This window comes from Serratia rhizosphaerae (assembly GCF_009817885.1).
Taxonomy (GTDB): domain Bacteria; phylum Pseudomonadota; class Gammaproteobacteria; order Enterobacterales; family Enterobacteriaceae; genus Serratia_B; species Serratia_B rhizosphaerae.
This window is the reverse complement of record NZ_CP041764.1, coordinates 1,605,424-1,623,975: the sequence shown is the minus strand read 5'-3', so window position 1 is coordinate 1,623,975 and position 18,552 is coordinate 1,605,424. Positions and strand designations below refer to the sequence as shown.

The window sequence follows — 18,552 nt, the reverse complement described above, 5'->3', positions numbered from 1 at the left end:
TCTATTTTTGAATTAAAATTCACTTTATATGTATGAATATTCAAATTCAACCCCGGGGCGGAAATCTTTCGTGATTAACGTGGCAGCGGCGCCGACGCTGTGTGAAAATAGAAGGAGTAAAAGCCATTTATTGAGGATAGAGTCATGGCAAACCGCGAATTGCTGGAAGAACAACGGGAAGAGACGCGTCTGATCATTGAAGAACTGCTGGAAGACGGCAGCGATCCGGACGCACTCTACACCATCGAGCACCATTTCTCTGCCGAAAAGTTTGAAATTCTGGAGAAGGCCGCGGTGGAAGCCTTCAAACTGGGCTACGAAGTGACCGACGCCGAAGAGCTGGAAGTGGAAGACGGCCAGGTGCTGATGTGCTGCGACGTGATCAGCGAAGTGGGCCTGAACCCGGACGTGATCGACGCGCAGGTTGAGCAACTGGTGGCGCTGGCGGAAAAATGCGGCGTTAACTACGACGGCTGGGGCACCTATTTTGAAGACCCGGACGGCGAAGACGGCGACGAAGAAGACGGCGAATTTATCGACGAAGACGACGACGGCAAGCGCCACTGATCGTTTCCCTGTTAACCACTCTGTAGGGCCGGCTCCCGCCGGCCTTTGAAGATCTTATGAATTACCCATCGTTACTTGCCCCGATTCTCTCTTTTCTGCACTGTGAAACCCCGGACGGCTGGATCGACGCCGCGCGCCGGCCGGAAAACCTGTCGCTGCTGCTGACCGACCATCTGGTGTGCGAGCTTAAGGCCGCCCAGACCGGCATGTGGCTGATCCGCCGCTACGTGGTGGACAAGGCGAGCGGCGATGCGCTGCTGGCGCTGCTGAAGCCGTATGAGACGTTTGTGCATGAAGAGCAGGGCGTGCCGGACGCGCTGTTCAACCAGAGCCAGTTCACCCGGAAACTGCTGCCGAAGCAGGGCTCCGCCTACGGCCAGGATCTGGTGGATAAAATGGTGCTGCTGATTAAAGAAGAGCTGCACCACTTTTCTCAGGTGCTGGGAATTATGCAGTCGCGCGGCATTGCCTATAAGAAGATTACCGCCAGCCGTTACGCCAAGCGGATGATCCGCGAGGTGCGCACCCACGATCCGGCGACGTTGATCGATAAACTGATCTGCGGCGCCTATATCGAGGCCCGCTCCTGTGAGCGCTTTGCCAAGCTGGCGCCGCATCTGGACGACGAGCTGCACCGTTTCTACCTGTCGCTGCTGCGTTCGGAAGCGCGCCACTACCAGGATTACCTGACGCTGGCGCAGCAGATCGCCGGCGAGGAAGATATCAGCGAGCGCGTCGCCTACTTCGGCCGTCTCGAAGCGGATCTGATCCTGTCGCCGGACAGCGAGTTCCGCTTCCACAGCGGCCTGCCGGCTTAATCCGGCGCGCCGAGGATCAGATCGACGGCCTTCTCGGCCAGCATGATGGTCGGCGCATTGGTGTTGCCGCTGGTAACCTGCGGCATCACTGAACCGTCGACCACTCTCAGCCGCTCAAAACCATGCACCCGCAGCTGCAGATCGGTGACCGAATCCGTGGCGTGCTGCCCCATGCGGCAGCTGCCCACCGGGTGATACACCGTTTTACAGAAGTTGCGCACAAACTCTTCCAGCTGCGCGTCATCGCGCTGCCAGTCCGGCAGCGGCATCAGCACTTCTTTGATTAACGGCTTCAGCGCCGCGGTCTGCAGAAAACGCAGGCCGAATTTTACCGCGCGCACGCAGCCGGCCAGGTCTTCCGGGTGGCCAAGGTAGTTGGCATGCAGCTTGACCGCATCGGCCGGGTTGCGGCTGCGCAGCAGCACCTCGCCGCGCGCCTTCGGCTGCAGGTAGCCGACCTTCAGCGTAATGCCGTGGGTTGCGGGCAGCGGTTCGCCCGGCACATCGTCCCAGCCGTCGAGCAGCGGCAGGAAGTGCACCTGCACGTCGGGACGATCGCCGCCGCGGCTGTCGGCAAAGGCCGCGCCTTCCAGGATATTGGAAGTCAGCACGCCGCTGCGGAACGCCAGCCACTGCGCGCCGTGGCGCAGCGCCTGCAGGCCGCGGTCGGCGCCGAACAGGCTGACCGGTTGCCGGGTGCTGGCGTTGATCGACATATGCAGATGGTCGTGGAAGTTTTTGCCCACCGGCAGGTCGGCCAGCGGCGTGATGCCCAGCGATTCCAGATGCGCGCGCGGGCCGATGCCCGACAGCATCAGCAGTTTGGGCGAGCCGACCGCGCCGGCGCTGATAATCACCTCCCGCTCGGCGAAGGCGCTCACCTCCGCGCCGCCGCTCTGGCTGTACACCACGCCGTGGGCGACGTTGTCTTCAATAATCACCCGGTGTGCCAGCGCGTTGAGTTTCACCACCAGCCGCTGCTGGTCACGCACCGCCTGCAGGTAGGTGCGCGCGGTGCTGGCGCGTTCGCCGTTGCGGGTGGTGGTCTGGTAGAAGCCGACGCCGTGCTGGCTGTCGCCGTTGAAGTCGTTGCGATAGGGCAGGTTCAGCTCCTGCCCGGCACGGATAAACGCCATGCTGAGCGGGTGGCGATAGCGGTTTTCACTGACCGGCAGCAGCCCGTCGTCGCCGTGATACGCGTCAGACAGGCTTTCGTTGGCCTCCGCGCGTTTGAAGTAGGGCAGTACGTCGCGGTAGCCCCAGCCGTGGCAGCCGTACTGTTGCTCCCATGCGTCGAAGTCCTGCTGCTGGCCGCGGATGTAGATCATACCGTTGACCGAGCTGCTGCCGCCCAGCACTTTCCCCTGGGCGATCTGCATACGCCGGTTATTGGCGTGCGGTTCCGGTTCGGTTTCATAGGGCCAGCTTTTCTTGGCGATAATCTTCGCCACCCCGGCCGGCATTTTGATAAACAGATTATTGTCGTCGCCGCCGGCTTCCAGCAGTAATACCCGCGCCTGCGTGCGGCGGACCAGCTGCGCCGCCAGCACGCAGCCGGCCGAGCCGGCGCCGACGATGATGTAATCAAAACGGTTGTCTGACATAGGCACTCCCTGTTGGCTGAACGAATCGCTGATAGCAGCGTAGTCCAGCCGGCGTGGCGGTCAAACCTGCATTCATTAATTTATTAATGAATATCACAATAAATTATGAATAAATAATTTATTGCGAATTTAACTGATTGAATACGGCAGATTTCTTTCTGAAAAAATCAATGATTCTGATGTTAATGGCTGTGCCGTGGGCAGGGTGTCCACGGCGGCATTGGGCGGGGGTTACAGCGTCTTGAGCATGGTGACTTCGCAGTCGCCGTGGCCGGTGTGGCCCATGGCATGGTCGATATGGACAAAGCCAAGGTGCTGATACAGGCCGACGGCCTGCGTCAGGCTGGCGGTGGTTTCCAGATAGCAGCGCAGGAAGCCCTGTTCACGGGCGAAGTCCAGTGCCTGCAGCGCCAGCCGCTTCGCCAGCCCCTGTCCGCGCAGCGACGGCAGGAAATACATCTTCTGCAGTTCGCACACGTCCGCCTCGCCGCCCGGCAGCGGAGCGACGCCGCCGCCGCCGGCCACCTGGCCGTTAAGCTCCACCACCCAGTAGGCGCTGCGCGGCCGGCTGTACAGCTGATACAGCGCATCCAGATCCGGGTCGGAAACGGTGTAGCCCTTGTCCGCGGTGAGGCCGTGCTCGGCGGACACTTCGCGGATCACCTGGGCGATGGCGGCGTTATCGGCCGCCGTGATGGGGCGCACCTGCAGGCGCACGGGCGTTGCGGTTGTCATGTTTGCTCTCGCCATCCAAAAAAGATCGTCATTGTTATTATTCCGGCAGCAAGCGCACCGGGCGTATTTTTCGGTGGGGCGCTGGTGCGGTATTGATAGTTTGTAATAACACCGATGCCGGGGCGGATGCAACGGCGAAAAAAAAAACAGCGGGGTTAACCCGCTGTGCAAAGTAGTCTGATAATCCGAGATACCCGGGCCTAGCGTACCGAGGGGCGCTCCGGCGGCTTGCGCCGCTACGACCCCAGCGGCACGCTCTCCCTAATAATCAGCTTTTATCCGTTGTCTGACTGACGGGCGCATGCTGCGGCGCCCGCGGGATTACAGCACGGCGATGGTCGCCTGCTGCTCTTGCAGTTTCACCTTGCCTTCTTTGCAGGCCGCCAGACGATCGCGCTCTTTGGCGACGACCGCTTCCGGCGCGCGTGAGACAAAGCCTTCGTTCGCCAGCTTGCCTTCAATCGCGGCAATCTCGCCGTCCAGCTTGGCCATCTCTTTCGTCAGGCGCGCGATTTCCGCGTCCTTGTCGATAAAGCCGGCCATCGGGATCAGCAGCTCGGCGCCGTCCACCAGTTTGGTGACGGAAACCGGGCCTTTCTCGCCGGCAGGCAGCAGCGCGATGGATTCCAGACGCGCCAGACGGGCGATAAAGTTCTGGTTGTCCTGCACGCGGCGCTGGGCATCGCCGTTGGCGTTGCGCAGCAGCACTTCCAGCGCTTTGCTTGGCGCGATGTTCATCTCGGCGCGGATATTACGCACCGCGATGATGGTCTGCTTGATCCACTCCAGGTCCGCCAGCGCCTGCTCATCTTCCAGCGCAGTGTCGTAGGCCGGGAACGGCTGCAGCATGATAGTATCGTCGCTGATGCCTTTCAGCAGCTTGACGCGCTGCCAGATGGTTTCGGTGATAAACGGAATGATCGGGTGCGCCAGGCGCAGCAGCGCTTCCAGCACGGTGATCAGCGTGTTGCGCGTACCGCGCTGTTCCGCCTCGCTGCCGTTGTTGATAACCGGCTTGGTCAGCTCCAGATACCAGTCGCAGAACTGGTTCCAGGTGAACTCGTACAGGATGCCGGCGGCGATGTCGAAACGGTAGCTGTCCAGCGCTTCGCGGTAGGCTTTCACCGTACGGTTGAATTCCGCCAGGATCCAGCGGTCCGCCAGCGACAGCTGCATCTCGCCGCCGTTGAAGCCGCAGTCGTGCTCTTCGGTGTTCATCAGCACAAAGCGGCTGGCGTTCCACAGCTTGTTACAGAAGTTGCGGTAGCCTTCCAGACGCTTCATATCCCAGTTGATATCGCGGCCGGTGGAGGCCAGCGCCGCCAGCGTAAAGCGCAGGGCATCGGTGCCGTGCGGCTCAATGCCGTTCGGGAACTGCTTCTCGGTGCGCTTGCGGATTTTCTCCGCCAGCTGCGGCTGCATCATGTTGCCGGTGCGTTTTTCCAGCAGATCTTCCAGCGAAATGCCGTCGACCATATCCAGCGGGTCAATCACGTTGCCCTTGGACTTGGACATCTTCTGCCCTTCGTCGTCGCGGATCAGGCCGGTCATGTAGACGGTGTGGAACGGCACCTGCGGCTTGCCGTTTTCATCTTTGATAAAGTGCATGGTCAGCATGATCATGCGGGCGATCCAGAAGAAGATGATGTCGAAGCCGCTGACCATCACGCTGGTCGGATGGAAGGTTTTCAGCGCGTCGGTCTGCTCCGGCCAGCCCAGGGTGGAGAAGGTCCACAGGCCGGAAGAGAACCAGGTGTCCAGCACGTCTTCGTCCTGGCTGAGCGCCACGTCCGCCGCCAGGTTGTTGTCGCGGCGCACTTCTTCTTCATTGCGGCCGACGTACACTTTGCCGTTGGCGTCGTACCAGGCCGGAATGCGGTGGCCCCACCACAGCTGACGGGAGATGCACCAGTCCTGAATGTCGCGCATCCAGCTGAAGTACATGTTTTCGTACTGCTTCGGCACGAACTGGATATCGCCTTGCTCTACCGCTTCCACCGCCACTTTCGCCAGCGGCGCGGTGCGCACGTACCATTGGTCGGTCAGCATCGGCTCGATCACCACGCCGCCGCGGTCGCCGTAAGGCACCGTCAGGTCGTGCGGTTTGATCTCGTCCAGCAGGCCGAGCTCTTCAAAGGCGGCTACCACGGCTTTACGCGCGGCGAAACGCTCCAGGCCGCGGAACTGCGCCGGGATGTCGCTGCTGTACGCGTCGCTGGCTTCGCCCAGCGTATCGAACACTTCCGCTTCCTGACGGATATCGCCGTCGAAAGTCAGAATGTTGATCATCGGCAGGCCGTGGCGCTTGCCCACCTCATAGTCGTTAAAGTCGTGCGCCGGGGTGATTTTCACGCAGCCGGTGCCTTTTTCCATATCGGCGTGCTCATCGCCGACGATACGGATGCGGCGACCCACCAGCGGCAGCACGATCTCTTTGCCGATCAGGTCTTTGTAACGCGGATCTTCCGGGTTGACCGCCACGCCGGTGTCGCCCAGCACGGTTTCCGGACGGGTGGTGGCGACGATCAGGTAGTCTTTACCTTCGGCGGTTTTCGCGCCGTCGGCCAGCGGGTAGCGAAGGTGCCACATGGAACCCTTGGATTCGCGGTTTTCCACTTCCAGATCGGAGATGGCGGTGCGCAGCTTCGGATCCCAGTTCACCAGGCGCTTGCCGCGGTAGATCAGGTCTTCATTGTACAGGCGGACAAACACTTCCTTCACCGCGTTGGACAGGCCGTCGTCCATGGTGAAGCGCTCGCGCTCCCAGTCTACCGAGTTGCCGAGGCGGCGCATCTGGCGGGTGATGGTGCCGCCGGATTCCGCCTTCCACTGCCAGATTTTGTCGATAAACGCGTCGCGGCCGTAATCGTGGCGGGTTTTGCCTTCTTCCGCGGCGATTTTGCGCTCCACCACCATCTGGGTGGCGATGCCGGCGTGGTCGGTGCCCGCCTGCCACAGGGTGTTTTTACCCTGCATGCGCTGGTAGCGGATCATGGTGTCCATGATGGTCTGCTGGAAAGCGTGACCCATGTGCAGGCTGCCGGTGACGTTCGGCGGCGGGATCATGATGCAGAAGCTTTCCTGGCTGGTATCGCCATTGGGCTTGAAGTAACCTTGGCTCTCCCAGTGATCGTACAGTTTCTGTTCGATCTGGGACGGGTTGTAGGCGGTATCGAGCTGACTGTTTGTCTTTTCCATTTTATTTCGTAATTCAGTGAGTTGGCGGCGTTGCCGTGGTCAATTGGAAGCCGACGCTGCGATAGGCTTTGTATCGGTCGCGCGCCAACTGTTTTAAGGTTTCTTCATAAGGGACAAAGTCTACCACTTCATGGAAAGCGGTGGCAAAGTCCGCAAACTGCGGCAGCAGGGCGATCAGCAGATCGCGCGGGGCGTTGCCGCGCTTGCCGGGCCAGCACAGCTCCACCGGCGCGCCGTAGTGCGGCCCTTCGCCTGCCAGGTTGTGCGGGACAAACTGGTGCGGATCGCGCTGCCACAGCGCTTCATCCAGCCGGATGGCCTGTTCCTGACTTTCACAGGCGATCAGCACCCGCTTACCGGCGCGGAAGGCGTCGGCAGCCGCGGCGCAGGCCACGGCCTCGTGTGCGCTGAGCGCGCCCGCCGGGTCTGCATTGTCGAGCAAGTAAAACGTCGCCTGTTTCATTGGGATCCACCGCTGCCGATAAAAAAACAGGGCACAACATGTCGGTTGCGCCCTTTTAGGGAACGGAGCAGATAACTCTGCTCCTTCGCTGCTGAGAAGATTATATACCCAATAGATTTCAAGTTGCAGCCAGCAAGGCGGCGGCTTGAAAGATTAAGGGTATTTAATCGTCGCCGTTCAGGCCTGCACGGTTCAGCAGGAACTGCGACAGCAGCGCGACCGGACGGCCGGTTGCGCCTTTGGCCTTGCCGGAGCGCCAGGCGGTGCCGGCGATATCCAGGTGCGCCCAGCTGTACTTGCGGGTAAAGCGCGACAGGAAGCAGGCGGCGGTGATCGCCCCGCCCGGACGGCCGCCGATATTCGCCATGTCGGCGAAGTTGGAGTCCATCTGCTCGTAGTATTCGTCGGCCATCGGCAGGCGCCATGCGCGGTCGCCGGCCTGCTCGGAGGCGCCGATCAGCTCGTGCGCCAGCGGGTTGTGGTTCGACATCAGCCCGGTGATATGGTGGCCAAGCGCGATCACGCAGGCGCCGGTCAGGGTGGCGATATCAATCACCAGCTCCGGTTCGAAGCGCTCGACGTAGGTCAGGGTGTCGCACAGCACCAGACGGCCTTCGGCGTCGGTGTTCAGCACCTCCACCGTCTGGCCGGACATGGTGGTCAGCACGTCGCCCGGACGGTAGGCGCGCCCGCCCGGCATGTTTTCACAACCGGCCAGCACGCCGATCACGTTCAGCGGCAGCTTCAGTTCCGCCACTACGCGCATCACGCCATAGACCGTCGCCGCGCCGCACATGTCGTATTTCATCTCGTCCATGCCTTCGCCCGGCTTGAGCGAGATGCCGCCGGAGTCAAAGGTCAGGCCCTTGCCGACCAGCACGATAGGCTTGGCGTCCGGGTTAGGATTGCCTTTATATTCCATCACCGACATTAATGATTCGTTCTGTGAACCGGCGCCGACCGCCAGATAGGCGTTCATGCCCAGCTCTTTCATCTGCTGCTCGCCGATCACGCGGGTGGTGACATTGGTGCTGAAGGCGTCCGCCAGCTGGCGCGCCTGCGAGGCCAGATAGCCGGCGTTACAGATGTTCGGCGGCATGTTGCCGAGATCTTTCGCCGCCTTGATGCCGGAGGAAATTGCCAGGCCGTGCTGGATGGCGCGTTCGCCGCTGGTCAGTTCACGGCGGGTCGGCACGTTGAACACCATTTTGCGCAGCGGACGGCGCGGCTCCACCTTGTTGCTTTTCAGCTGGTCGAAGGTGTACAGCGTTTCTTTGGCGGTCTCCACCGCCTGACGCACCTTCCAGTAGGTGTTGCGGCCTTTGACGTGCAGCTCGGTCAGGAAGCAGACCGCTTCCATGGAGCCGGTGTCGTTAAGGGTATTGATGGTTTTCTGAATCACCTGTTTGTACTGGCGTTCATCCAGTTCGCGCTCTTTACCGCAGCCGATAAGCAGGATACGTTCGGAGAGGATGTTAGGCACGTGATGCAGCAGCAATGTCTGGCCGACCTTGCCTTCCAGTTCACCACGGCGCAACAGGGCGCTGATATAACCATCACTGATTTTGTCGAGTTGTTCCGCGATAGGCGACAGGCGGCGCGGTTCGAAAACGCCGACTACAATACAGGCACTGCGCTGTTTTTCCGGGCTACCGCTTTTTACACTGAACTCCATGCACTCTCCTGAATCTTAAAGACAAAGGCGGGAGGTACGGCTAGAATAACCAGCTCCGTAACGATCTCCCGCCGTTGAGTTAACTAAAGTATGTTAACCTGAACGGCGTAAATTGTTCTGTTTTGGCGACTATAGGTATGTTCCTATAGGGCACCCAAACGGCTTGATGTTGTAATACTATTTTAGCTGTGAAGGTTGCCATATGATGAGAATAAATGGCGGATTAGCGAAGAAACTATCGATTTTCCTGCAAAAAGACAAGTTTTCACAGGCGTAATAAGCGTGATTATCATTAGATATCTGGTACGGGAAACGCTCAAGAGCCAAATCGCGATCCTGTTCATCCTGCTGCTGATCTTCTTTTGTCAGAACCTGGTCAGGGTGTTAGGGGACGCGGTGGACGGCGATGTCCCGACAAATTTAGTATTATCCCTGCTCGCATTGAGCGTGCCGAAGATGGCGCAGCTCATTTTACCGTTAAGCCTGTTTCTTGGCTTGCTGATGACGCTTGGACGGCTGTACACCGAAAGTGAAATTACGGTGATGCACGCCTGTGGCCTGGGCAAACGCACCCTGATTGTCGCCGCAATGGTGCTGGCGCTGTTCACCGCCCTCGTCGCCGCGGCCAACGTGTTCTGGATCGGCCCGTGGGCCTCCAGCCACCAGGATGAGGTGGTTGCCGAAGCCAAGGCCAACCCGAGCGTAGCCGGGCTGGCGGAAGGGCAGTTCAAGCCGTCGCAGGACGGCAATGCGGTGCTGTTTATCGGCAACGTCAAGGGCAACACCTTCAACGATGTGTTCCTGGCGCAGCTGCGGCCTAACGGCAATCAGCGCCCGTCGGTGGTGGTGGCGGAACATGGCAAGATCAACCAGACGAAAGACGGCTCGCAGGTGGTGACGCTGGATAAAGGCACCCGCTTTGAGGGCACCGCGCTGCTGCGCGATTTCCGCATCACCGATTTCAGCGACTACAAGGCGGTGATTGGCCACCGCGCCGTCGTCGCGGACAACACCGAAGCCGAGCAGATGCCGATGAGCGCCCTGTGGCACTCCGACGATCAGGACGCGCGCGCCGAGTTCCACTGGCGCCTGACGCTGGTGGTCTCCGTGGTGCTGATGGCGCTGCTGGTGGTGCCGCTCAGCGTGGTGAATCCGCGTCAGGGGCGCGTGCTGAGCATGCTGCCGGCTATCCTGCTGTATCTGATCTTCTTCCTGCTGCAGACCTCGCTGCGCTCCAACGCCGGCAAGGGCAAGCTGGACCCGATGCTGTGGATCTGGCTGGTGAACGCGGTGTATCTGGCGATCGCGCTGGCGCTCAACCTGTGGGATACCGTGCCGATGCGTAAACTGCGCGGACGTCTGAGAGGAGCTGTCTGATGTTTGGCGTATTAGACCGCTATATCGGTAAAACCATCTTCAACACCATCATCATGACGCTGTTCATGCTGGTGTCGCTGTCCGGCATCATCAAGTTTGTCGACCAGCTGCGCAAAGTGGGGCAAGGGGAGTATTCGGCGCTGGGCGCGGGGGTGTATACCCTGCTGAGCGTGCCGAAGGACATTGAAACCTTCTTCCCGATGGCGGCGCTGCTGGGCGCGCTGCTGGGGCTGGGGCAGTTGGCGACGCGCAGCGAACTGGTGGTGATGCAGGCTTCCGGTTTTACGCGGCTGCAAATTGCCGGCTCGGTGATGAAAACCGCCATTCCGCTGATGCTGCTGACCATGGCGATCGGCGAATGGGTAGCGCCGCAGGGCGAGCAGATGGCGCGCAACTACCGTGCGCAGCAGATGTACGGCGGTTCGCTGCTGTCCACCAAAAGCGGCCTGTGGGCGAAGGACGGCACTGACTTTATTTATATCGAGCGGGTTTCCGGCAAGAACGAGCTGTCCGGCGTCAATATCTACCACTTTAACGACCAGCGCCGGCTGGAAACGGTGCGCTATGCCGCCACCGCCAGCTTTGAAGACGGCGTATGGAAGCTGTCACAGGTGGACACCTCGGACCTGACCAACGCCAAGCAGGTCACCGGCACCCAGACGCTGAGCGGAGAATGGAAAACCAACCTGACGCCGGATAAGCTGGGCGTGGTGGCGCTGGATCCGGATTCGCTCTCCATCAGCGGGCTGCACAACTACTCCAAATATCTGAAGCAGAGCGGCCAGGAAGCCAGCCGTTATCAGCTGAACATGTGGAGCAAAATCTTCTCGCCGCTGTCGGTGGCGGTGATGATGCTGATGGCGCTGTCGTTTATCTTCGGCCCGCTGCGCAGCGTGCCGATGGGGGTGCGCGTGGTGACCGGTATCAGCTGCGGCTTCCTGTTCTACGTGCTGGACCAGATCTTCGGCCCGCTCAGCCTGGTGTACAGCATGCCGCCGGTACTGGGTGCGCTGCTGCCGAGCCTGCTGTTCCTGTCGGTCAGCGTGTATATGCTGCTCAAGCGCAAATAACGAACGTCTGATCAGTGAAAAGGGTCGAAGCTTGCTTCGACCCTTTTTTGATCCCGGCGGCCGGAAGGCCGTTTTGTGGTGAGAAAACGCTACATCTGCGAGAAGGTGTTCATGATGATGCCGCCGCCGATGATCAGCGCCATGGCGAAAATCGCCGGCAGGTCGGGTTTTTGCTTATACAGCAGCATCGACACCGCGGTCACGCCGACGATGCCAAAGCCGCACCACAGCGAATAGGCCACCCCTACCGGCATATAGCCCATCGCCCGGGTCAGCGCGAAATAACACAGGCAATACGCGCCGATCACCAGCAGAGAGGGACCGAACTTCTTAAAACTGTTGGTTTTTTTAATCATCGAGGTGCCGGTGATTTCGGCGCCGATAGACAGTGCCAGCCACAGAAAGCCAATATTAAACATGTGCCTCTCCCTTACTCTGACTCTGCCGAGCCCATTTTAGAAAACAGGTTCATAATCACGATGCCGCTGGCGATAATCGCCATGCTGATCATCGCCGGGATATCGGGGTGCTGGCCGTAAAACACCATGCCCAGCGTCGACACCAGCAAGATGCCGGTGCCCGACCAGGTGGCGTAGGCCAGACCGACGGGGATGTACTTCACCGCGTTCGACAGGGCGTAATAACAGGCGCAATACAGCACGACGATAAGCCCCAGCAGCAGGGTTTTGGTGGCGCCCTCGCTGTTATCGAACATCTTTAACGTTGAGGTGGCCGAGGTCTCGGACGCTATCACCAACAACATCCACAGCCAGGACTTCGCTTTTGATGACATACTCTGTTTCTCCTGATAAATGATAATTTCCATCACGTTGGGGGAATGTTTTTTTGGTTATTGGCTTCCTCGTTGGTATTCCAGCGCCAGATCGGTCAGCCTGGCGCCCGGCGGGCAGCGGCCGTTGCGCTGTTTGAGTTCGCTGAGGGTGATATAGCCGCCGGTTTCAGCATCGGCGCCAGTAGCGGCCGCAGGCGGCGGCGCCGGCGACAGCATCTGCTCCAGGCTGCAGAACTGAATGCCGCGCTGCGCCAGCCGGGGCAGATTGTCCGCCAGCGAGTGCGCGTCTGCGCTGCGGCCAAGCCCTTTGAGCCGGTTTAATTCGCTGTGCGGATTGCAGTTGTAATCCAGCGCCAGCACCGGCGTGTTATGCAGCCGCGCCAGCTGAATGCAGCGAGCGGCTTCAGACTGAAACAGGTCGTGGGCGACGTCCGCCGCGGTGGCGAAATCCAGGAAGGGCGCGATGACGCGGTCGATATTTTCCAGCGCGCCGACTTGCGCCATCTCCTCCAGGGTGACAACGTGGCCCAGCTGCCGCCAGGCGTCTGCCGGGTGGACAGCCTGCGCCCTGTCGGCAAACAGCACCTGCGGCGCGAAGTGACGACAGTGCTGCAAACGCGCCAGAATGATTTCGTGGTAGCCGTCTGCGGCGGTGAGCAGCAGCAACAGCCGCGGCCGCATACGCATCAGTACGGCATTCACGATCCGGTCGAGAGTGTCGTCTTGCATCATCGCCCCCTCAGCCTGCCAGCGTGACGCTGTCGCCGGAGGCCAGTCCGGCGGCGTTGGCTTCATCGGTGTCAATGTGCAGTTCCAGCGCAAAGCTGTCTTTCACGCGCACCACCACCTGGTCGAAGACCAGCGCGCGCTGACCTGCCGTTTTGACCCGCACCGCCTGACCGTTGCTCACTCCCAGCCGGGCGGCGTCCAGCGGCGACATATGGATATGCCGCTAGGCGCAAATCACCTGCGAACGCAGCGCGACATAGCCCGCCGGGCCGGCCAGCATTGCGTCGCCGGAGGCCTGCAGCTGGCCCGACTCGCGCACCGGCGCTTTCACCCCGAGGGTGAAACAGTCGGCCTTGGAGATCTCCAGCTGCGAAACGTCCCGCGCCGGCCCCAGCACCCGCACCTTGCCAATTGCGCCCTTCGGCCCGACGATGGTCACGCACTCTTTAGCGGCGAACTGTCCCGGCTGGCGCAGTTCCTTCAGCGGCGTCAGTTGGTAACCTGGGCCGAACAGCGCCTCGATATCCGGCTGCGACAGGTGGACATGGCGGTTGGAGACGCCAACCGGGATTGCCATCTCCGACGGCAGCGGCTGCGCCTGCGTCAGGTTGTGACGCACCTTTTCCAGTAACGATGCTTTAAACATAGGGTTGTTCCTGACTGTTAAGAGACGCTGTCGTTATTTCTGATCCTTTTTGCCGCCGGCCCGGTTTTCGGTGCGCGCGGGTTGTTTAGCCTCGGCGGTCGGTGGCGGGGCATCGTCCCGTTTGTCGGCCGGAGCGGCTGCGGCGGCGCTCGGTGCGATGGCGGCATCGTCGTCTGACGGCGTCAGGGCGTTGCCCGCCAGACCATTCAGCAGTGCCACCACCTGTTCGCCCGGACGGGCGATAACCAGCCGGCCACGGATAAACGTCGGCTGGCCGACGGCGGCGACGCCGCTGTCAACGGCGCTTTTCACCGCGCTGATCTCGCCGCCGAGGAATACGTTAACCAGACCGGCGCCGATCTTCTTGTAACCCAGCAGCGTGACCGAGGCGGATTTACAGGCCGCGTCGGCGGCCTGAATGGCGGCGGTGAGGCCGTAGGTTTCAATGACTCCCAGGCTTAACTTCATGTGATTCTCCTTAGTGCCTTACTAGTCTGATGTCGAAATCAAAGCGTTGGAAAAACGCCGCCAGTTGATCCAGCTCTTGCTCGCTGTAGCTGGGGTCGTGCTGAATGGGATAGATCATGTCGAGCCGGTCGTATTTGGTGTTGCCCAACTGGTGGTAAGGCAGCACGTCGATGCGGCTGATATTGCCGCGCCGCGCCAGCGCGGTGACATAGTCAATCGCGCCGGTGATGGCGTCGTAGGCGTCGTTGTAGCCGCGCACCAGCGGCATGCGCACCACGATATGAGCGCCAAGCTCCACCAGGCGCTCCAGGTTGCGCTTCACGCCTTCGTTGCCGACGCCGAACAGTTCGCGGTGGCGGTCGCTGTCGATATGCTTGATGTCGAACAGGAACATATCGGTGCAGGTCGCCAGTTTTTCGTAGTTGGCCAGCGGCGTGGTGCCGTTGGTCTCAATGGCGGTGTTGATCATCATTTTTTTGCATTCGGTCAGCAGCGCGACGGCAAAGTCCGCCTGCAGGCTCAGCTCGCCGCCGCCCAGCGTCACGCCGCCGCCGGAGGCATGGTAAAAGTCGATGTCCTGCAGGATGATGTCCATCAGCTCCCGCACCGTGACGTCTTTGCCCATGATGTCCAGCGCGTCGCTGATGCACACCTCTTCACACTTGCGGCAGCCGATGCAGTCGAGCTGACGGTCGACCCGGTGCTGCGGGTCGCCCTGCGGGTTTTTGATCATCGAGTGGATGCCCACCGGGCAGACATCGACGCACTGGCCGCAGTCAACGCACTTGTCGCGGGAGTACATCACCTGAAACTGGCTGCTGAGCCCTTCAGGGTTGGCGCACCAGGCGCAGCGGATGTTGCAGCCTTTGAAAAAAATCAGGGTGCGGATACCGTCTCCGTCATAGATCGAGTATTTCTGGATATTGAAAATGCGACCCTTTCGCTCCATGTTATCCATGGTTATCGTTACCTCATTAGTCGGGCGGTGGGATAACGCCTCCCTGCGTCATCCCCGGCGCAATATCAGAACTTCTCAATCACCGTACGGCTGATGATTTCGTCCTGAACCTCTTTGCACAGCTCCACGAAGTAGGCGCTGTATCCCGCAACGCGCACGATCAGGTCGCGGTATTTCTCCGGCTCCAACTGGGCTTTTTTCAGCACCTCGTTATCGACATAGCTGAACTGCATCTGGCCGTTGCCGAGAATCGAAGCGGTGCGCAGCAGGGTGATCAGCCCGCCCTTGCCTTCCGGCGTGTCCAGCAGCCCTTTGAGGAACTTGAAGTTGTGCACCATGCCGATGTTCATGGTCTCCACGTTCATTTTGCTGACGGACTTGATGATGGCGGTCGGCCCCTGCTTGTCCGCGCCCTGGGTCGGGCTGATGCCGTCGGACAGCGGCATCCAGGCCAGACGGCCGTTCGGCGTCGCCGCCGTCAGCTCGCCGATTGGCGTGTTGTTGGAGATGGACAGGGTGCCGTGGCTCAGGCGCGAGTAGAGCATCTTGTACTGACGGCATTCGCGCTCCGTCCACTCGGTGATATCGAGGGCGAACTGATCCACGCTGTCGTCGTCGTTGCCGTACTTCGGCGCGTTCAGACAGTCGCGGCGCAGCTGTTCGTAGCCTTCGAAGTTGGCCAGCAGCGCATCGCGGATCTGCTCCAGGGTGTATTTACGATCCTGATATACCAGCTTGCGGATGGCGGCCATCGAGTCGACATAGGTCGCGAGACCAGAGAAGATCAGGCCCGGGCCGTGGTTGATCACCGCGCCGCCGGCGGCGACGTCGATACCTTTTTCCATGCAGCCTTCCACCAGCAGCGACATCAGCGGCTTGGGCGCGACGTCGCGGTGCACGCGCTGGCTGATCACGGTGCCGATGGCGGAGAGTTTGACGATATGCGCCACCTGCTCTTTCACCGCGCGGTCGAAGTCTTCAAAGGTTTTCAGCGTGTGCAGCTCGCCGGTATCCAGGCCTTGGTCGCTGTCGAACAGCACCATACGGCCGCGGTTGAGCACAAATTCGATGGCGATCGGCCACTGGGTATAGCCGGTGGAGGTCCACTGGTAGATGCGACCCGACTTTTGCGGCTCCACGCAGCCCATCAGGCAGTAGTCGCGCGCGTCTTCAAAGTCGAACCCTTTACGCAGCATCATCTTGATGTGGGAATCATCGAAGTGGCAGGCCGGGAAGCCCATACCGGCTTTCACCACCTCGACGATTTTTTCCATATACTGCTGCGGCGACTGGTTGTGAATACGGCAGGCCAGCGACGGCTGGTACACTTTGACAAAGCGCACCGCATCCATAATCAGGTAGGTCAGTGCGTTACAGGCGTCGCCGCCGCTGCGTTTCTGGCCGCCTACGGTCAGGTTGATAAACGGCTGGTAGCCGGCGAAGTACTTGGCGCCCAGTTCGCTGGACATCCACATCAGCTCGGCGCACTTGATGATAAACGCCTGCATCAGTTCCAGCGCCTGCTCCTGCGTCAGACGGCCGGAGGCGATATCCGCCTGATACATCGGGTAGCAGTACTGGTCCATACGCCCGAGCGACAGCCCGGTCTGGTTCTCTTCCACTTCAAACAGCGACTCTATCGTCCAGATGCTCTGCAGCGCTTCCTGCAGGGTCTGCGGCGGGTTGGCCGGCACGTTTTCGTTGGTTTCCGCAATGGTCAGCAGCTCGGCGCGGCGCGCCGGATCGCGCTCCTGCGACGCCAGCTCGCGCGCCTTGTCGGCTAGGCGTCTGGCATAGTTCATCACGCCGTCGCAGGTTTCGATCGCCGCCTTGTAGAAGTAGATCTTGTCGATATCTTCCGGATTTTCCATGCTCAGCGCGTTGAGGCGCTGCTGGGCGTCGGCCTTGATGCCGTTCATGCCCTTGGTGAACAGCAGGATGTCGTAGCCGGGGCAGGTGTCGCCGCCGCCGTTGATCTGGTGGTAGGAGAGATCGCTGACGAAGGTCTCGCCGCTGAACGACCAGACGCCGGCCTCGCGGTACTGCGCTTCGCAGATCTCATCCAGCGAGCGGCCTTCCCAGAATGGTACGATCTGTTCGCGGATGATCTGTTTATCTTCTTCGGCGATCTCGAACGGATCCTGCGGGCGGGTGCTCATGGTATCCAGTTCGTCCTTCACCCAGCGCCAGGCGATATCCGGCGAGAAGGCGCCGGCGCGCGGTTTGCCGCACGGGTGGCCGACGATCAGTTCGTCCGGTTGGATCAGGATCGGCGCGCTTTCACAGGCGGCGCGGAACGACTTGGCGCGCAGCAGAATGGTCGGCAGGCCCGGGTTGTTTTTCGCCACCTCGGTAAAGGCCAGGGCGCGGAAGATGGAGACGCTCGGGCGGGCGTCCAGGTAATTGTCGCGCAGGCGCTGCAGGCGCGGCGTCAGGCCCGGCGCCGGCTGCGCGCCGGCGGCGGCATGGTGCTGAATAGGGGAGGCGGACTGGCTGCTAAACAGCCGGACGCGCAGCGCCGGGTTGCGGCTTTCCAGATTGCGGCGTGCGGCCAGCAGCATGGCGGACAGTTCGTTAATGACCAGCGCCGGGTCGTCGATGCTTACGCCGCGCAGCATGGCGTCGAACATCGGGTAGCCGTCCTGCTCACAAGGGGCGCGCACTTCCGACAGCTCGCACAGTTTTAACCACAGGCACTCGACGATCTCATAGGCCTGCGCCGGCGTCAGGATGCCCTGAGCGATATCGTGCTGGTAGAAGCCGTACAGCAGCTTGTCGAAACCGCCCGGGCTGACCGCGTAGCTGCCGTTTTCCAGGTGCAGCGCCAGCTGGAACAGGTAGAACGCCTGGCATGCCTCTTTAAAGCTGCCTGCGCCCTGCGCCGGCACTTTTCTCAGGATGGCGGCCGCTTCGCGCAGCTCGGCCTGACGGTAAGGGTGATTTTCCACCGCGGCCAGATTTTCCGCTTTGTCAGCCAGCTTGTGCGCCAGATGAACGACGGCGTTGCAGGCGTAAATCATCGCGCGGCACTGGTTGGCTTCGTCCAGCGCGCCGCGGCTGACCGCGCTGCCGATGCTTCTGGCGCGGTCTTCCATGTCGGCGCCGATGGCGTTCAGGCCTTTGGTGATTACCGCCAGATAGTCAGGCGAGCTCTGGCCCGGCGCGGTAAAGGCGGAAGGGGTGCGTAGCTCGCTTTCGCTGTGGAAAATGGCGGCGCGCGGAGCGGAAGACTGGCTGCCGATAATCAGCTCATCCGGGCCGATATAGCCGGGCAGTTTTTTCATCAGCTCATTGAAGCGCCGGGCATGGCGAACCTGAGCCGGCTGGCCGGCCACGTCGTCATGCAGCGTCTCCAGCAGGCTGGCGCGCTCGGTGCTGATGGTGCTGTTCTGGGATAAAAAGCGTTCCGCCAGCTGCTGTACGCGCGGCGTCAGTGCATAGTGTGCCATGT

At 60.8% G+C, this 18,552-nt stretch carries 15 protein-coding genes and 1 pseudogene; 4 read left to right on the top strand and 12 right to left on the bottom strand.

The window, feature by feature from the left end:
- Window positions 1–144 precede the first annotated feature (144 nt).
- Both rraB and miaE read left to right on the top strand, forming a co-directional pair.
- The gene (rraB, locus tag FO014_RS07620) at window positions 145–567 is read left to right on the top strand and encodes a ribonuclease E inhibitor RraB (protein ID WP_105229574.1); all 423 of its coding nucleotides are present in this window, start codon (window positions 145–147) and stop codon (window positions 565–567) included.
- A gap of 56 nt (window positions 568–623) precedes the next feature.
- Complete coding sequence (gene miaE, locus FO014_RS07615) at window positions 624–1,385, top strand: tRNA isopentenyl-2-thiomethyl-A-37 hydroxylase MiaE (protein ID WP_105229575.1); 762 nt, start codon at window positions 624–626, stop codon at window positions 1,383–1,385.
- Here the strand turns inward: miaE and FO014_RS07610 are convergent.
- From FO014_RS07610 to pepA, 5 genes are all read right to left on the bottom strand, one after another.
- On the bottom strand, window positions 1,382–2,989 hold the full coding sequence (locus FO014_RS07610) for a GMC family oxidoreductase (protein WP_160028751.1): 1,608 nt from the start codon (window positions 2,987–2,989) through the stop codon (window positions 1,382–1,384). The genes miaE and FO014_RS07610 overlap by 4 nt on opposite strands.
- Window positions 2,990–3,220: 231 nt before the next feature.
- Window positions 3,221–3,724: a GNAT family N-acetyltransferase gene (locus tag FO014_RS07605; RefSeq protein WP_160028749.1), complete on the bottom strand. Its 504-nt coding sequence runs from the start codon at window positions 3,722–3,724 to the stop codon at window positions 3,221–3,223.
- A 321-nt stretch (window positions 3,725–4,045) separates the two neighbouring features.
- Window positions 4,046–6,922 (bottom strand): valine--tRNA ligase, encoded by a 2,877-nt coding sequence (locus FO014_RS07600; RefSeq protein ID WP_160028747.1) that lies wholly within the window; start codon window positions 6,920–6,922, stop codon window positions 4,046–4,048.
- Window positions 6,923–6,935: 13 nt separating this feature from the next.
- Complete coding sequence (locus tag FO014_RS07595; protein WP_160028745.1) at window positions 6,936–7,385, bottom strand: DNA polymerase III subunit chi; 450 nt, start codon at window positions 7,383–7,385, stop codon at window positions 6,936–6,938.
- Between the two features lie 163 nt (window positions 7,386–7,548).
- On the bottom strand, window positions 7,549–9,060 hold the full coding sequence (pepA, locus tag FO014_RS07590; RefSeq protein ID WP_160028743.1) for a leucyl aminopeptidase: 1,512 nt from the start codon (window positions 9,058–9,060) through the stop codon (window positions 7,549–7,551).
- A 282-nt stretch (window positions 9,061–9,342) separates the two neighbouring features.
- Here pepA and lptF point away from each other — a divergent pair, with 282 nt between their 5' ends.
- Both lptF and lptG read left to right on the top strand, forming a co-directional pair.
- Window positions 9,343–10,437 (top strand): LPS export ABC transporter permease LptF, encoded by a 1,095-nt coding sequence (lptF, locus tag FO014_RS07585; protein ID WP_160028741.1) that lies wholly within the window; start codon window positions 9,343–9,345, stop codon window positions 10,435–10,437.
- On the top strand, window positions 10,437–11,507 hold the full coding sequence (lptG, locus tag FO014_RS07580) for an LPS export ABC transporter permease LptG (RefSeq protein ID WP_015670685.1): 1,071 nt from the start codon (window positions 10,437–10,439) through the stop codon (window positions 11,505–11,507). The genes lptF and lptG overlap by 1 nt, the downstream gene beginning before the upstream one ends.
- Before the next feature lie 89 nt (window positions 11,508–11,596).
- Here lptG and FO014_RS07575 read toward each other — a convergent pair whose 3' ends face one another.
- From FO014_RS07575 to cutC, 7 genes and pseudogenes are all read right to left on the bottom strand, one after another.
- Window positions 11,597–11,926: a DMT family transporter gene (locus FO014_RS07575; RefSeq protein WP_160028739.1), complete on the bottom strand. Its 330-nt coding sequence runs from the start codon at window positions 11,924–11,926 to the stop codon at window positions 11,597–11,599.
- Between the two features lie 11 nt (window positions 11,927–11,937).
- The gene (locus tag FO014_RS07570) at window positions 11,938–12,300 is read right to left on the bottom strand and encodes a DMT family transporter (RefSeq protein WP_160028737.1); all 363 of its coding nucleotides are present in this window, start codon (window positions 12,298–12,300) and stop codon (window positions 11,938–11,940) included.
- A gap of 57 nt (window positions 12,301–12,357) precedes the next feature.
- A complete protein-coding gene (locus tag FO014_RS07565) occupies window positions 12,358–13,032 on the bottom strand; it encodes a hypothetical protein (protein WP_160028735.1) in 675 nt (224 codons plus the stop codon).
- 7 nt (window positions 13,033–13,039) lie between these two features.
- Window positions 13,040–13,675: pseudogene (locus tag FO014_RS07560) on the bottom strand (phosphate propanoyltransferase).
- Window positions 13,676–13,708: 33 nt separating this feature from the next.
- Complete coding sequence (locus tag FO014_RS07555) at window positions 13,709–14,143, bottom strand: BMC domain-containing protein (protein WP_160028733.1); 435 nt, start codon at window positions 14,141–14,143, stop codon at window positions 13,709–13,711.
- Window positions 14,144–14,153: 10 nt separating this feature from the next.
- Window positions 14,154–15,101 (bottom strand): choline TMA-lyase-activating enzyme, encoded by a 948-nt coding sequence (cutD, locus tag FO014_RS07550; protein WP_160028731.1) that lies wholly within the window; start codon window positions 15,099–15,101, stop codon window positions 14,154–14,156.
- A gap of 65 nt (window positions 15,102–15,166) precedes the next feature.
- A complete protein-coding gene (gene cutC, locus FO014_RS07545) occupies window positions 15,167–18,550 on the bottom strand; it encodes a choline trimethylamine-lyase (protein ID WP_160028729.1) in 3,384 nt (1,127 codons plus the stop codon).
- Between the last annotated feature and the right edge of the window lie 2 nt (window positions 18,551–18,552).